This window comes from Enterobacter sp. JUb54, from assembly GCF_014298075.1.
Lineage (GTDB): Bacteria > Pseudomonadota > Gammaproteobacteria > Enterobacterales > Enterobacteriaceae > Klebsiella > Klebsiella lignicola.
In genome coordinates this window covers 2,515,533-2,531,194 of record NZ_CP060418.1, presented here as the reverse complement: position 1 = coordinate 2,531,194, position 15,662 = coordinate 2,515,533, and the positions used below count along the sequence as shown (strand labels likewise).

Below are 15,662 nucleotides of genomic sequence, written 5' to 3'. Positions count from 1 at the left end.
AGGCATGAGCCTGAACGTCAGAAGAGGCTGCAGCGCAAACCGCTGTGGCCTTTTTTATGGCCGCGTGTCGGTAAAGATGAAGGCTGAAGGCCCAAAAATGCAACCAGGTGTTACAGGGAGGCGGTAAACGGGAAGGGGAAGACAGACCGCTGCGCGAAAGGCTTCACGCAGCGGTAAGGACGCGGTGAAGGTTACTTCACTTCCATCCCTTTGGCTTGCAGGTCGGCGTGGTAGGAAGAGCGCACGAACGGGCCACAGGCCGCATGGGTGAAGCCCATTGCCAGCGCTTCGGCTTTCATCTCTTCAAACTCATCCGGGCTGACGTAACGCTGAACCGGCAGGTGGTGACGGCTCGGCTGCAGGTACTGACCCAGGGTGAGCATGGTAACGCCATGACGGCGCAGGTCACGCATGACCTCGATGATCTCTTCGTTGGTTTCGCCAAGACCCACCATCAGGCCTGATTTGGTCGGGATCTCCGGGTGCGCTTCTTTAAAACGCTCCAGCAGTTTCAGCGACCAGTTGTAATCAGCGCCCGGACGCACCTGACGATACAGACGCGGCACGTTTTCCAGGTTGTGGTTAAACACGTCTGGCGGCGTCACGGTGAGGATATCCAACGCACGATCCATACGGCCACGGAAGTCAGGGACCAGAGTCTCAATCTTGATCGTCGGGTTTTTCTCACGGATCGCGCTGATGCAATCGGCAAAGTGCTGAGCACCACCATCGCGCAGGTCATCGCGGTCAACGGAGGTTACAACGACATAGCGCAGCGCCATGTCGGCGATGGTTTGCGCCAGTTTCTGCGGTTCATTGGCATCCGGTGTAACCGGGCGGCCGTGGGCGACGTCGCAGAACGGGCAACGGCGGGTACAAATCGCGCCGAGGATCATAAAGGTTGCGGTACCGTGGTTGAAGCACTCCGCCAGGTTTGGGCAAGATGCTTCTTCGCACACGGAGTGCAGGCCGTTCTTACGCATCGCTGCTTTGATACCCTGGATACGGGATGAGTCAGCCGGAAGTTTGATTTTCATCCATTCCGGTTTTCTGAGCAGAGCTTCACGCTCAGTTGCCACGTTTTTCACCGGGATAAGGGCCATTTTATCGGCGTCGCGGTACTTAACACCGCGTTCCATCACAATGGGTTTACTCATAGCGTGCGTGTTCCAGTTGCGAGTCACGAAAGAAAGCGAATCAATTCAAGGAAATGTTGTATTTATCAACTATTTTTGAATTAAGGACAGGCAGTATATCATCGAAACGGGACAGAAAGCAGCCTGCCCGTTCGGCAAATTGTAAAATAGTTGTTGTTTTCTGCTTCCCCTCACGGGTTTTCCTGGCGGAACGCCTGACGGACCGTCTCGATAATGTCATTCAGCAACGATTCCTGGGCGCTGAGCCGGTTGTAATGCAGCGAGACATCAATACGTTCCTGCTGCAGGCGTGGGTAGTCGATCGCCACAAGCGGCCAGGTCTGCGACATCATGGCAAACATGCGTTCCGGCATCAGGCCAAGCATATCGCTGTGGCCGATCATAGCCGCCTGGGTAAACAGATTGTAACTACTGAAGCCACAGCGGCGATCCCCCAGATGCTCCTGCAACTGACGGTGGATGGCGGGGTAACGCTGGCCTTCCGGCAGGATCAGCGCAAACTCATAGCGCTGCAGGTTCTCATCGCTCAACGGCATCTGCAGAACCGGATGTCCCTCCCGGCAGTACATCACCAGTCGATCCTGAAACAGCAGATGATGGGCGATAAGCTGGCCGCTGTGGGCAAAGCTGTCGATCAGTAGATCAACCTGACGTTGATTCAGCTGGCTGGTGGCATCGGTAATGGCGACGTTATGCAGCAGCACTTGCGGAAAGTGCTGTTTCAGCACCTTAGCGATATCGGGAAGGATTAAGGCCCCGATGTTCGGCGAGGTCGCCACGGTAATGACGCGTTGCTGATGGGCGCTGCCGGCCAAATCCAGCGCGCTCAGGAACGACTCCATCCCCTGACTGATGTACTGGTGAAGGTGGGTGGCGTAAGCCGTGGGCGTGACGCCCTGACCTTTACGGATAAACAGCGGGTCGGGGAAGAGGGTGCGAAGTTTGTTAATCGACTGGCTGATGGCTGAGGGGGTGATATTCAGGACTTTTGCGGCATTAACGATGCCCTTATGAACATACACCGCTTCAAAAATAGTCAGCAGGTTCAGATCCACATTGCGTAATACACGCAGTACCTGGCGGTCGTGATGTCGCTCCTGCGGTATGGGTAATTCGGGTGAAGGCTTATTATTGTCCACTCAGTGATTCCTGTGATCGTGCATAGCGCAAGTATAGCGGTCAGTCGCTCGGTCGTGAGTGGCATTTAATTGCAAATATAATGACTTAACGAGAAATGATGGCAGGATATTGCGCCCCGGAGGGCGCAAAGAGAGAAAAATGATTACGCGGTCACAAACTCATGTGGCGGATGGTCGAGCAAGGCCAGCAGGCTGGTTACCAGATGGGGGGCCACCATTGACGGTGTGATATCGGGCTGCCACTGACGCATCTGCGCCATCTCCATGCCGGCATATCCGCAGGGGTTGATGCGCTGGAACGGTGCCAGGTCCATGGCGATATTCAACGCCAGGCCATGGAATGAGCATCCCTTACGGATGCGTAAGCCAAGCGAACAGATTTTTTGCTCACCGACATAGACGCCAGGGGCATCAGCGCGCGGATGTGATGCTATCTGGTACTCCGCGAGGGTGTTAACGACGGTTTGCTCCAGCAGCGTCACCAGCTCGCGTACGCCAAGCTTGCGGCGCTTGAGATTCAGCAGGACGTACATCACCTGCTGTCCCGGCCCGTGATAGGTGACCTGACCGCCGCGGTCGCTTTGAATCACCGGGATATCACCGGGAACCAGAACGTGTTCGGCTTTTCCTGCCTGGCCCTGGGTAAAGACCGGGTGATGTTCTACCAGCCAGATTTCATCCAGGGTTGTCTCATCGCGGATGTCGGTAAAGTCATGCATTGCCTGCGAGACAGGTTCATAAGGTTGCAGGCCAAGTTGACGGATAAGGATTTTATTATGCTGCAAAACAACGTCTCCGCAGAGAGAGAAGTGACTTAAGGAGGCGAGTATATCACAGCAGGGCGGGAGAGAGATGACCCGGCGCCAGGGCCGGGTCAGGGAATGGATTACAGCACCATCCGGACGATTTCAATGTTGCCCAGCTCTTCGTACAGGGTTTCGACCTGCTCGATATGGGTCGCGTTGATGGTGATAGAGACCGAGTGGTAGTTACCCTTGCTGCTCGGTTTTACTTGCGGAGAGTAATCACCAGGCGCATGGCGCTGTACCACTTCCACCACCTGATCAACCAGCTCAGGCAACGCCTGCCCCATTACTTTGTAAGTAAATGGAGTAGGGAATTCAAGCAGTTCGTTAAGTTTGGTTTTCATGTCAGCTCCGGTGTTACGACAAAAAATAATAACTCCCACGTGGGTGGGAGTTATCAGGTTACTTTGATGATTAGTATATGGGGATGTAAATCACACTTTCAAGTGTTCGATTTTTAACCAAACCAGTGATGGAACATTAACTTAATGTAATCAATCATTTTGCCGAAGAAATTGCCTTCCGGAATTTCCTGCAGGACCACCAGCGGGCGTTGATCGATGGTTTTACCATCCAGCTGGAAGTTAATGGTGCCGACCACCTGGTTTTTCTGCAGCGGCGCGTGCAGTTCGGTGTTGTTCAGAACATAGCTGGCTTTCAGGTCTTTCATGCGTCCGCGTGGGATAGTCAGATAAACATCTTTATCAACACCCAGCGAAGCACGATCGCTGTCGCCAAACCAGGCTGGCTCGGAAGAGAACTCTTTACCGGCTTTCAGCGGGTTAACCGTTTCAAAGAAGCGGAAGCCCCAGGTCAGCAGTTTTTTGCTTTCGGATTCACGGCCTTTAAAGGTACGACCGCCCATCACCGCGGAGATCAGACGCATCTGGCCTTCGGTGGCGGATGCCACGAGGTTATAGCCTGCTTTGTCGGTATGGCCGGTTTTAATGCCGTCAACGTTCAGGCTGTTATCCCACAGCAGACCGTTACGGTTCATCTGACGGATACCGTTAAAGGTGAACTCTTTTTCTTTATAGATGGTGTATTCGTTCGGCACGTCGCGGATCAGCGCCTGACCAATCAACGCCATATCGCGCGCGGAGCTGTACTGGCCCTCAGCGTCAAGACCATGAACGGTCTGGAAGTGGCTGTTTTTCAGGCCCAGCGCGTTGACGTAGCTGTTCATCAGGCTGACAAACGCATCCTGGCTGCCGGCAACATAGTCGGCCATCGCCACGCAGGCGTCGTTACCGGACTGCAGGTTGATACCACGGATCAGCTGAGATACCGGGACCTGCATACCAGGCTTGAGGAACATCAGCGAGGAGCCTTTAAACACCGGGTTACCGGTCGCCCACGCATCGTTACCGACGGTGACCAGATCGGATTCTTTAAATTTACCCGCTTTCATGGCCTGGCCGATAACGTAGCTGGTCATCATTTTGGTCAGACTGGCCGGGTCACGACGGGCATCGGCATTATTCTCTGCCAGCACTTTGCCTGAGTTGTAATCGATAAGGACCCAGGACTCTGCATCAATCTGCGGTGCGCCTGGGATCATGGTTTTGAGGTTCAGGTCATCGGCGTGGGCAGCGGAGGAGAGCGCCGCAACGGAGAGGGCCGTAGCGAGTAAACGTGCGGTGAAAGAGGTCTTCATGGTCTGAACAACGGCATCCGTGATCGAGTTTAAAAAAGTGCCTTACTATAACAAATGCTCTGTGGGCCTTCATCCGAGATTGCGCATGACTTTGTTAATGACTTTTTCATGCGCATAACAATCCGGAGAGCGACCCCGCGTGTTTAGTTGGCGTGAGTAATAAATGATTGCAGCTGGGCTTCGCTTTGCAGACGCTGTTGTACGGTGCTGGCCTGCGCTTTGCTGGCGAACGGGCCTAACTGAATGCGCCATACCGCACCGTTCTGCATCACGCGGCCAGGAACGGAAAACTGCTGGCTGAGACGCTGCTGATACTGCTGTGCGCGAGCCTGATCGCTGACGGCACCAACCTGAACGACAAAGTCGCCGCTGGCGCTGGCCGTCGATGCGACCGCTGCGGTCGTCGCCGTCGCCGCGGCGGCGGCTGCCGGAGCTGGCGTGACGCTACCCTGAACAGAGCCTGGTGCGGTAACCGGTGCGGTTTGCACCGCCGGTTCGCTGCTTTCCAGTACGCCGTTGTTCAGCGGTGTCGGCGCGCCAAGGAAGCCGCTGCTGTTCACCGGCGCACCCATATTGTCTTCCGGTTTAAGCGTAGAGTTGCTGATGGCGCGCACATTGTCCTGGTTTGCCGGGTCGGTTGTGACAGCGCCGCCGCCACCGTCCAGGTCAGGACGGGCAGGTAATGCATAGGTTTGTTTGGCGACGGTAGTACAGGCCATGCCCGGCCCCGAGAGCGATCCGTCTGGTGCGACGATGATCGGATCGATACGCACTTTGGTGTTGTTCGAGGTATTCAGTCGATCGGCGGAGGCGCGTGAGAGCGAAATGACGCGATCGTTGCCGTACGGGCCACGATCGTTAATGCGCACCACGATCATCCGACCGTTGGCCGTGTTGGTGACCCGCACGTAGCTCGGGATCGGCAACGTAGGGTGCGCGGCGGTGAGCTGTGTCGGATCGAACGCCTCGCCGGAAGCGGTCAGGTTGCTGTTGGGTTCCGCGTCATAAATGGCGGCCAGACCGGTCTGCGTAAAGTTAGACGGATCCTGGACGATTTTATAACTTTTCCCATCGCGCTCGTAATCCTGATTCGCCGTGGCATTGGGCGTTTCATAGTGCGGATCGGCACCGCTGATTTCCACGCTTGGGCCATTACAAACCGGCGGCTGTGGCGTGCTGACCGTTTTCTGTTGAACGTCTTCACCCGAACATGCCGCCAGCAGCCCTGCTGCTATGCAGATCCCCAGCCATTGCTTACGCATCGCAAACCCCTTAAACGCTTTTCGACAACATTTTTCTGTGGGTGTGGATCGACATTACGATACCAAACCCGGCCATCAATACGATCAGGGCGGAGCCCCCGTAGCTGACCAGCGGCAACGGTACCCCCACCACTGGTAAAATACCACTCACCATACCAATATTTACGAAGACATAAACGAATAAAATCAACATTAAACCACCGGCCATGACGCGCCCGAAGGTGGTTTGCGCCTGGGCGGCAATCCACAGCCCGCGCATGATCAGCAGGATGTAGAGCGCCAGCAGAACCAGAACGCCAATCAGGCCAAGCTCTTCGGCAAGGACCGCAAAGATAAAGTCGGTATGGCGCTCTGGCAGAAACTCCAGCTGTGACTGGGTGCCGTGCAGCCAGCCTTTGCCGCGTAGCCCGCCGGAACCGATGGCGATCTTCGACTGGATGATGTGATAACCGGCGCCCAGCGGATCGGTTTCCGGGTCGAGCAGCATCATCACACGCTGACGCTGATAATCATGCATCAGGAAGAACCACAGAATCGGAATGAACGCCGCAACCAGCACCACCGCCACGCCAATCAGACGCCAGCTCAGGCCGGACAGGAACAGCACGAACAGGCCCGACAGGGCGACCAGGATCGAGGTTCCGAGGTCAGGCTGCGCGGCCACCAGCAGCGTCGGCAGGAAAATCAGCACCAGCGCGATGGCGGTGTTTTTCAGCGACGGCGGGCAGACGTCTCGGTTGATAAAGCGCGCGACCATCAGCGGCACCGCGATTTTGGCGATTTCCGAGGGCTGGAAGCGAACGATGCCGAGGTCCAGCCAGCGCTGTGCGCCTTTGGAGATAGCGCCGAAGGCATCAACCGCCACCAGCAGGATAATACAGAAGATATAGAGGTACGGCGCCCAGCCTTCATACACCCGCGGTGGGATTTGCGCCATGACGATCATGATAACAATCCCCATGGCGATCTGGCCGATCTTACGCTCCATCATGCCCATATCCTGACCGCTGGCGCTCCAGATAACCAGCGCGCTGTAGGTCAGCAGCGCCAGCAGAATAAGGAGCATGGTGGGGTCGAGATGGATTTTATCCCATAGCGATTTTTTGTTCGGATTATCGGTCATTATTGATCCTCGCCCGCCGTCGCCGCCGGGCTTTCGCTCGGCAGGTTTGTGTTGTTGTCACCCAGCATTATGTGGTCGAGAATTTGGCGCATGATGGTACCGACCGCCGGGCCAGCACCGCCGTTCTCAAGAATAATGGCAACCGCAACTTCGGGGTTGTTATAGGGGGCAAACGCCGTCATGAGTTTATGGTCACGCAGACGTTCGGCGATTCTGTGCGCATTATAGGTTTCGTTGGCTTTCAGGCCAAAGACCTGCGCAGTACCGGATTTAGCGGCAATTTTATAGGGCGCGTTGGCGAAGTATTTATGGGCGGTACCGTTGCCACGGTTGGCCACGCCGAACATCCCGTCCTTGGCGATCTCCCAAAAACCGGAGTGAATATCGCCGACCGGTGGTTCGTGCGGCTGCACCCATGGCACCTGCTTGCCATCTTCGACCGTGCTTTGCAGCAGGTGCGGCACTTTGACCACACCGTCGTTAATCAGGATCATCAGCGCTTTGTTCATCTGAATCGGGGTGGCAGTCCAGTAGCCCTGACCGATACCGACCGGAATGGTGTCGCCCTGGTACCAGGGTTTTTTAAAGCGTTTCAGCTTCCATTCACGGGTGGGCATATTCCCGGAACGCTCTTCCGACAGGTCAATCCCGGTGTAGTGGCCGTAACCGAATTTGCTCATCCACTCAGAGAGACGGTCGATGCCCATGTCATAGGCCACCTGATAGAAATAGGTATCCGCAGACTCTTCGAGCGCTTTGGTCACGTTCAGATGGCCGTGGCCCCATTTTTTCCAGTCGCGATAGCGTTTGTCAGAACCCGGCAACTGCCACCAGCCCGGATCGAACAGGCTGGTATTGCGGGTGATGACGTTAGCGCTAAGTGCCGATACCGCCACGTAAGGTTTTACCGTCGATGCTGGCGGATAGACCCCTTGGGTCGCGCGGTTGACCAGCGGGGTGTTGGGGTCGTTCAGCAGCCCGGAGTAGTCTTTGCTGGAGATGCCGTCAACGAACAGGTTCGGGTCGTAGCTCGGCGTGGAGACCAGCGCGAGGATGCTGCCGGTACGCGGGTCGGTGACGACCACCGCAGCACGGCTGCCGGCGAGCAGCGTCTCAATATACTGTTGCAGCTTGAGGTCGAGGGTCAGGTAGATATCGCGCCCGGCCTGCGGCGGCACCTCTTTGAGCTGGCGGATGACGCGGCCACGGTTGTTAACCTCGACCTCTTCATACCCGGTCTGGCCGTGCAGCACGTCTTCATAGTAGCGTTCGATCCCCAGCTTGCCGATATCATGGGTTGAGGCATAGTTGGCCAGCTTGCCCTCTTTATCCAGGCGGTCGACGTCTTTATCGTTAATTTTGGAGACGTAGCCAATCACGTGGGTCAGGGCGGAGTTATAGGGATAATAACGGCGTTTGTAGCCTTTGACTTCTACGCCCGGGAAACGGTACTGGTTGACCGCAAAGCGAGCCACCTGGACTTCGCTGAGGTTGACCTTAACGGGAATAGAGGTGAAGCGGTGAGAACGTGCGCGCTCTTTCTTGAAGTTGGCGACATCGTCATCGGTCAGGTCGATGACGTCGCGCAGCGCGTCCAGCGTTTGCTGCACGTTATCGACTTTTTCCGGCATCATCTCCAGCTGGTAGATAGTGCGGTTCAACGCCAGGGGAGTACCGTTGCGATCGTAGATAATACCGCGGCTCGGCGGGATCGGGACCAGCTTAATACGGTTTTCGTTTGAGCGTGTTTGATAGTCGGTATAACGAACGATCTGCACGTTATAAAGGTTGGCAACCAGTATGCCGGTAAGCAGCAAAATCCCCAAAAAAGCGACCAGCGCCCGGCGCACAAACAGCGAGGATTCAGCCGAATAGTCGCGGAAAGAATTCTGTAATTTCATTCGCTGCTTAGTCTACCCTGGTCATCATTATTCACGGTGGTAAGGGTGGTTGGTGGTAATGCTCCACGCCCGATACAGGCTCTCAGCGACCAGTACACGAACCAGTGGATGAGGCAACGTGAGCGTAGAGAGCGACCAACTCTGTTCCGCGGCGGCTTTGCAGGCCGGGGAGAGTCCTTCCGGACCGCCGATCAGCAGACTGACATCGCGGCCATCCTGTTTCCAGCGTTCCAGTTCGCGCGCCAGCTGCGGGGTATCCCATGGCTTGCCCGGAATATCCAGGGTCACGATACGGTTTTTTCCCGCGGCCGCCAGCATCATTTCCCCCTCTTTATCGAGGATGCGCTTGATATCGGCATTTTTACCGCGTTTGCCAGCAGGAATTTCCAGCAGCTCGAACGGCATATCTTTTGGAAAACGACGCAAATATTCACTAAAGCCGGTCTGAACCCAGTCCGGCATTTTGGTGCCAACGGCCACCAGTTGCAGCTTCACGCATTAACTCCAGAGTTTTTCCAGCTCGTACAAATGACGGCTCTCTTCCTGCATGACGTGAACCATGACGTCGCCAAGGTCGACAACAATCCAGTCGGCGGCGCTTTCGCCTTCAACGCCGAGCGGCAGCATACCTGCAGCGCGGGATTCTTGTACCACGTGATCGGCAATCGACATGACATGGCGCGTGGACGTGCCGGTGCAAATAATCATGCAATCTGTAATGCTGGATTTGCCATGTACATCAATGGCAACGATGTCCTGACCTTTCAGGTCATCAATTTTGTCGATAACAAAATCCTGGAGTGCTTTACCCTGCAAGAGTTCCCCCTGGGTGAGTGAAGAGTGATAATTGTAAACAGCCTGACAGTATACCCGATCTTACTTGAATGTCGGGATAAATGTCGGTTGCCAGGCGCTGGAGGCGGCTATCATCCCATCCATCGCCCGCGATTGCATCGCCATTTTTGTAAAACAATTTCTGCAAACATCGTTTAGCGGATGCGTTCAGGCTGCGGAGAATAACAGTCTGCTCTGACCTGTCAATGGTCTGCACGGAATTCTTCTTCGCCCGCCCAGACGGCCTGGCTATTTAGTACCCGCAGGGTGACAAAATCAGAGTGCAGGTCGAGCGCGCTCCACGCCCCATGCTCGATTGGGAAATGCCACATCGCCTGCGCGGGGAGCTTCATTAAGGTGGTCATTAGCAGGCTAAGGGCACCTTTATGACCGACGATCAGCAGATGGTCAAGATGGGCGTAGTGGGGCAGCTGTGCGGCGAAGGCGGCAATGCGCCGGGAAAACGACGGGAAGTCCTCGCCGTGAGTCGGTGCCGCATGCTGCCAGTCCGCGCACCACGCGGCGTAGTTTTCTGCGTCTTCGTGCTGTAAATCCCGGTGGTGGCGCATTTCCCAGTCGCCGAAAAACATTTCGTTGAGCTCGGGGACAATCTGGCGCGGGATCTCCCGGCTACCGAGCAGCAGATCGGCGGTATGCTGGGTTCGTTCCAGCGCGCTACAGAGTACGCGAGCGAACGGCACGGCCTGCAGCAAGCTACCGAGGGTCTGCGCCTGGCGCTGACCGCGCGCGGTTAACGGGGTCGGAGCGTGTCCGCTGTACAGGCCGGCGACGTTGGCCTCGGTTTCGCCATGACGAACTAACCATAATCTCACGGTATACAGGCCTTCTGGCAATGCGAATGAGGGTGGGTAAGAGAGTATAAGCCCCCGGCTGCACTGGGGACGCATGAATCAAGGTCTAGCAATAGAGCTTGTGCTGATGAATATAGTCCAGCACCGCAGCCGGCAGCATGTCGGCGCAGGATTCACCGCGCTCAAGGCGCTGGCGAATAAGGGTGGCGGAGATATCAAACCACGGGGTTTCAGCCAGATAGATTGCCCCGGCAGGGCGGTTGTGCAGCTGTTCTACATCGTGAGTTAAATGGTGATCCAGCCAGCGCTGATCCGCTTCCTGCTTCATCACCAGCGGGTAGCCCGGGCGACGGCAAACGATCAGATGGGCATTATCCAGAATGGTGGCGTAGTTGTGCCAGGTCGGGAAGGTGAGCAGCGAATCCTGGCCGATAATAAACGCCAGCGGTTGCTCCGGCCCCTGTTCCTGTCGCCACTCGGCCAGCGTCAGCGCGGTAAACGATGGCGTCTGGCGCTGAAGCTCACGTTCATCGAGGACGAATAAGGGTTTATCGGCGATAGCCAGTTCCAGCATCTGTTTACGCTGGGCGCTGCTGGCCTCAGGCTGCGGGCGATGCGGCGGGACATTATTCGGCACAATAATGACTTTCCCCAGCCCGATCTGGTTCGCCAGAATTTCAACCGGTTTAAGGTGACCATAATGCACCGGATCGAAGGTGCCGCCGTACATTGCCTGCAACTGAGTCATATCAACCATCAATAAACACGTCTGCCAGCGCTTTATGGCAGAGCAACAAAGAAAGGCTTTCTAATTCCGGCCAGATGTCGCTGCCGTAATCCTGCTTAAAGGTGATCTCCGCCCGAGCCAGCAGGGTGACGGCCTGGCGCAGCTGGTCCGGGCTGAGGCGCGCAAGCGCATCGCTCAACAGCTGACGACGGTTTTGCCACACCCGGTGTTTATCAAACAGGCTGCGCAGCGGCGTATGGGCCGACTGGCGTTTCAGGTTGACCAGCAGCAGCAGTTCGCGCTGGAGCGTGCGCAGCAGAATCGCCGGCTCGCTGCCTTCCAGACGTAGCTGTTGCAGGATATGCAGCACCCGTTTGCTCTTGCCGGCCAGCAGCGCATCAACCCAGTGATAAGGGGTAAAGTGGGCGGCGTCGTTGACCGCCTGCTCGACGCGAGGCAGCGTGAGCTTGCCGTCCGGCCACAGCAGAGAGAGGCGTTCCAGCGCCTGTGCCAGCGCCAGCAGGTTACCTTCGTAGCAGTAACACAGCAGCTGGCTGGCCGCGTCATCAAGCTGCAAATTATGCTGTTTGGCACGCGCCGCCAGCCAGCGTGGCAGCTGGGCGTATTCGGGCGTTTGGCAACTGATCTGCACCGCCCGGCTGGCGAGCGCCGTTACCCAGGCGGCATTCTCCTGGGCTTTGGTCAGCTTGTTCCCGCGTACTATCAACAGCAGATCGTCATGCAGCATGCCGACCAGGGTGGCAAGCTGTTCGTTGATCGCTGCATTGGGGCCATTTTCCGGCAGCACCAGCAGCAGCGTTTGCCGGCTGGCGAACAGGCTCATCGCCTGGCTGAGTGAGAACAAGGCAGGCCAGTCGGTGCTGGCGTCGATGGTCGCGCTATGGTGTTCGGTAAAGCCCTGGCTGGCAGCGGCTTCGCGAATCGCGTCCTGACTTTCCTGCAGCAGCAGTGGATCGCTGCCGAGTAATAAATAGGCCGCGCGCAGCCCTTCGGAGAGCTGCGCGCGGAGTTGTTCTGGGTACAACCGAATCATCAGTTACCCAGCGTGGTGGAGACGCGATTGCCAGACGTTGAGGTTGCCGGAGACGGCGTGACCGTCGTCTCTCCCTCTTTCGTCGCTTCGACATCAGCAACATGGACGCTTGGCAGCTTACGGATCAGCTGTTCAGCGGCTTTGTCGTACATCTCCTGGATGATCATATCCTGCTCGGCATCTTTCGCTAACGCCGCCTGCGGGTTATCGAAGAACGAACGGTAGACCTTGGTGGAGATCGGATAAATATCATGACCTGGGATCAGCACACTGGCCTGCACCGTCATCACCATCTGGTATTCAGCAGTACGACCGTCCTGGAAAATAGAGGCCGTATCTTTCTGAATGGACGATGAATCCAGACGCAGGGAAGGGATGTCCTTACGCAGCGTGGTGCCATCGATCAGCTCTACGCCGTTCAGACGCAACTGATTACGCACGGCGCGACTTAACGGACCGTTCGGATCGCTCGACTGAAAGATCATGCTCTTCATCGCGGTGGGAACCTGCGTAGTACTACGCAGATGCCAGCCGCAACCAGCGGTGATTAACACCGCCAGAGATACCAACAATGTTGCCAGATAGCGCACGCTTCCTCCTGTGCTTAGCCAACGACCAGATTGAGCAGTTTACCCGGGACGTAGATCACTTTACGTACGGTTACGCCATCGAGGTACTTCGCGACCAGGTGTTCCTGACCCGCACGTTCACGAACCTGCTCTTCGGTTGCATCGACAGGCACGGTAATTTTACCACGGACTTTACCATTGACCTGAACCACCACCAGCGTGGTGTTTTCAACCATGGCGCTCTCATCGGCTACCGGCCACGGCGCGTTGTCGATATCGCCTTCGCCGCCCAGTTCCTGCCACAGCGTGAAGCTCGCGTGCGGGGTGAACGGGTTGAGCATACGCACGACAGCCAACAGAGCTTCACGCATCAGCGCGCGATCCTGTTCGTTTTCCTGCGGTGCTTTCGCCAGTTTGTTCATCAGCTCCATGATCGCGGCGATCGCGGTGTTGAAGGTCTGACGACGGCCGATATCATCGGTCACTTTAGCGATGGTTTTATGGACATCGCGACGCAGCGCCTGCTGATCTTCGCTCAGGCTGGCCGCATCCAGTGCAACGGTCGGGCCCTGGTTTGCGTGTTCATAGGCCAGTTTCCAGACACGTTTCAGGAAGCGGTTAGCCCCTTCAACGCCGGACTCTTGCCACTCGAGAGTCATGTCTGCCGGTGAGGCGAACATCATGAACAGACGCACGGTATCCGCGCCGTAACGTTCAACCATCACCTGCGGGTCGATGCCGTTATTCTTCGACTTGGACATCTTGCTCATGCCGGTATACACCAGCTCGCGGCCCTGTGGGTCGAACGCTTTCACGATACGGCCTTTTTCGTCACGCTCGACGGTCGCATCAACCGGGGAGACCCAGTTACGCTCGCCGTTTTCGCCAACGTAGTAGAAGGCGTCAGCCAGTACCATCCCCTGACACAGCAGCTGTTTTGCCGGCTCGTCGGAGTTCACCATGCCCGCATCACGCATCAGTTTGTGGAAGAAGCGGAAGTACAGCAGGTGCATGATCGCGTGTTCGATCCCGCCGATATAGATATCAACCGGCAGCCAGTAGTTGGCGGCTTTTGGATCCAGCATCCCGTCGTCGTACTGCGGGCAGGTATAGCGCGCGTAGTACCAGGAGGATTCCATAAAGGTATCGAAGGTGTCGGTTTCACGCAGCGCAGGCTGACCGTTGACGGTGGTTTTTGCCCACTCCGGGTCGGCCTTAATCGGGCTGGTGATGCCGTCCATAACCACATCTTCCGGCAGAATAACCGGCAGCTGATCGGCTGGCGTTGGCATCACGGTGCCATCTTCCAGGGTCACCATCGGAATCGGCGCGCCCCAGTAACGCTGACGGGAAACACCCCAGTCGCGCAGACGGTAGTTAATTTTGCGCTCGCCAACGCCCATTGCCGCCAGTTTGTCGGCGATAGCGTTGAAACCCGCTTCATAGCTCAGGCCATCGAACTCGCCGGAGTTAAACAGAACGCCTTTTTCGGTCAGCGCCTGCTCGGACAGGTCCGGTTCAGAACCGTCGGCAGCCAGGATAACCGGCTTGATGTTCAGGCCGTACTTGCTGGCAAACTCGTAGTCACGTTGATCGTGGCCTGGAACCGCCATGACTGCGCCGGTACCGTACTCCATCAGGACGAAGTTGGCAGCCCACACCGGGATGGCTTCACCGGTCAGCGGGTGAATGGCTTTAAAGCCGGTATCGACACCTTTTTTCTCCATCGTCGCCATTTCAGCTTCTGCGACTTTGGTGTTACGGCACTCTTCGATAAACGCCGCCAGTTCCGGGTTGCTCGCCGCCGCCTGTTGCGCCAGCGGGTGACCTGCCGCAACGGCCAGGTAGGTACAACCCATGAAGGTATCCGGACGGGTGGTGTAGACGGTCAGCTTGTCGGCATAGTCGTTAACGTTGAAGGAGATTTCTACCCCTTCAGAACGGCCGATCCAGTTACGCTGCATGGTTTTTACGGTGTCTGGCCAGTGATCCAGGGTATCCAGATCGTTGAGCAGCTCATCCGCATAGGCGGTGATTTTGATAAACCACTGCGGGATCTCTTTACGTTCAACTTTGGTATCGCAGCGCCAGCAGCAGCCGTCGATAACCTGTTCGTTGGCCAGTACGGTCTGGTCGTTCGGGCACCAGTTCACCGCAGAAGTCTTCTTGTACACCAGGCCTTTTTTATACAGCTCGGTGAAGAACTGCTGTTCCCAACGATAGTATTCCGGGGTGCAGGTCGCCACTTCACGGCTCCAGTCATAACCGAAGCCCAGCTTTTTCAGCTGGTTTTTCATGTAGGCAATGTTGTCGTAGGTCCACGGTGCCGGCGCGGTGTTGTTTTTCACCGCCGCGCCTTCAGCCGGCAGGCCAAACGCATCCCAGCCGATAGGCTGCAGTACGTTTTTGCCCAGCATACGCTGGTAGCGGGCAATGACGTCGCCGATGGTATAGTTACGCACGTGGCCCATGTGTAGTCGACCAGAAGGATAAGGAAGCATCGACAGGCAGTAATACTTCTCTTTGCTCTCGTCTTCAGTTACTTCAAATGTACGATGATCGTCCCAATGAAGCTGGACTTTCGATTCTATCTCTTCCGGGCGGTATTGCTCTTGCATGGC

At 56.5% G+C, this 15,662-nt stretch carries 15 protein-coding genes; all 15 read right to left on the bottom strand.

The features are described 5' to 3' along the window. Nucleotides 1–191: 191 nt before the first annotated feature. Nucleotides 192–1,157 (bottom strand): lipoyl synthase, encoded by a 966-nt coding sequence (gene lipA / locus HF679_RS11700; protein ID WP_123755935.1) that lies wholly within the window; start codon nt 1,155–1,157, stop codon nt 192–194. A 170-nt stretch (nt 1,158–1,327) separates the two neighbouring features. Beyond that, entirely contained in the window at nt 1,328–2,296 is a 969-nt protein-coding gene (locus tag HF679_RS11695) for a YbeF family transcriptional regulator (RefSeq protein ID WP_123755937.1), read from the bottom strand. A 143-nt stretch (nt 2,297–2,439) separates the two neighbouring features. Continuing rightward, a complete protein-coding gene (lipB, locus tag HF679_RS11690; RefSeq protein ID WP_123755938.1) occupies nt 2,440–3,081 on the bottom strand; it encodes a lipoyl(octanoyl) transferase LipB in 642 nt (213 codons plus the stop codon). A gap of 101 nt (nt 3,082–3,182) precedes the next feature. Then, complete coding sequence (gene ybeD, locus HF679_RS11685; RefSeq protein WP_041144576.1) at nt 3,183–3,446, bottom strand: DUF493 family protein YbeD; 264 nt, start codon at nt 3,444–3,446, stop codon at nt 3,183–3,185. 113 nt (nt 3,447–3,559) lie between these two features. Beyond that, nucleotides 3,560–4,759, bottom strand: coding sequence for a D-alanyl-D-alanine carboxypeptidase DacA (gene dacA, locus HF679_RS11680; RefSeq protein WP_123755939.1), 1,200 nt, complete (start codon nt 4,757–4,759; stop codon nt 3,560–3,562). 143 nt (nt 4,760–4,902) lie between these two features. Beyond that, nucleotides 4,903–6,021: an endolytic peptidoglycan transglycosylase RlpA gene (gene rlpA / locus HF679_RS11675; RefSeq protein ID WP_123755940.1), complete on the bottom strand. Its 1,119-nt coding sequence runs from the start codon at nt 6,019–6,021 to the stop codon at nt 4,903–4,905. A 10-nt stretch (nt 6,022–6,031) separates the two neighbouring features. After that, a complete protein-coding gene (gene mrdB, locus HF679_RS11670) occupies nt 6,032–7,144 on the bottom strand; it encodes a peptidoglycan glycosyltransferase MrdB (RefSeq protein ID WP_123755941.1) in 1,113 nt (370 codons plus the stop codon). Next, nucleotides 7,144–9,045 (bottom strand): peptidoglycan DD-transpeptidase MrdA, encoded by a 1,902-nt coding sequence (gene mrdA, locus HF679_RS11665; protein ID WP_123755942.1) that lies wholly within the window; start codon nt 9,043–9,045, stop codon nt 7,144–7,146. The genes mrdB and mrdA overlap by 1 nt, the downstream gene beginning before the upstream one ends. Before the next feature lie 27 nt (nt 9,046–9,072). Beyond that, nucleotides 9,073–9,540, bottom strand: coding sequence for a 23S rRNA (pseudouridine(1915)-N(3))-methyltransferase RlmH (gene rlmH / locus HF679_RS11660; protein WP_015584895.1), 468 nt, complete (start codon nt 9,538–9,540; stop codon nt 9,073–9,075). Nucleotides 9,541–9,543: 3 nt separating this feature from the next. After that, nucleotides 9,544–9,861 (bottom strand): ribosome silencing factor, encoded by a 318-nt coding sequence (gene rsfS / locus HF679_RS11655; RefSeq protein ID WP_123755943.1) that lies wholly within the window; start codon nt 9,859–9,861, stop codon nt 9,544–9,546. 221 nt (nt 9,862–10,082) lie between these two features. Further along, a complete protein-coding gene (locus tag HF679_RS11650; RefSeq protein WP_123756229.1) occupies nt 10,083–10,712 on the bottom strand; it encodes an adenosylcobalamin/alpha-ribazole phosphatase in 630 nt (209 codons plus the stop codon). An 85-nt stretch (nt 10,713–10,797) separates the two neighbouring features. Further along, the gene (gene nadD / locus HF679_RS11645) at nt 10,798–11,448 is read right to left on the bottom strand and encodes a nicotinate-nucleotide adenylyltransferase (protein WP_187042996.1); all 651 of its coding nucleotides are present in this window, start codon (nt 11,446–11,448) and stop codon (nt 10,798–10,800) included. Continuing rightward, on the bottom strand, nt 11,441–12,472 hold the full coding sequence (gene holA / locus HF679_RS11640; RefSeq protein ID WP_123755945.1) for a DNA polymerase III subunit delta: 1,032 nt from the start codon (nt 12,470–12,472) through the stop codon (nt 11,441–11,443). Before holA ends, nadD begins: the two co-directional genes overlap by 8 nt. Beyond that, the gene (gene lptE / locus HF679_RS11635; RefSeq protein ID WP_123755946.1) at nt 12,472–13,062 is read right to left on the bottom strand and encodes an LPS assembly lipoprotein LptE; all 591 of its coding nucleotides are present in this window, start codon (nt 13,060–13,062) and stop codon (nt 12,472–12,474) included. Before lptE ends, holA begins: the two co-directional genes overlap by 1 nt. Before the next feature lie 14 nt (nt 13,063–13,076). Then, the gene (gene leuS, locus HF679_RS11630; protein ID WP_123755947.1) at nt 13,077–15,659 is read right to left on the bottom strand and encodes a leucine--tRNA ligase; all 2,583 of its coding nucleotides are present in this window, start codon (nt 15,657–15,659) and stop codon (nt 13,077–13,079) included. Nucleotides 15,660–15,662 lie beyond the last annotated feature (3 nt).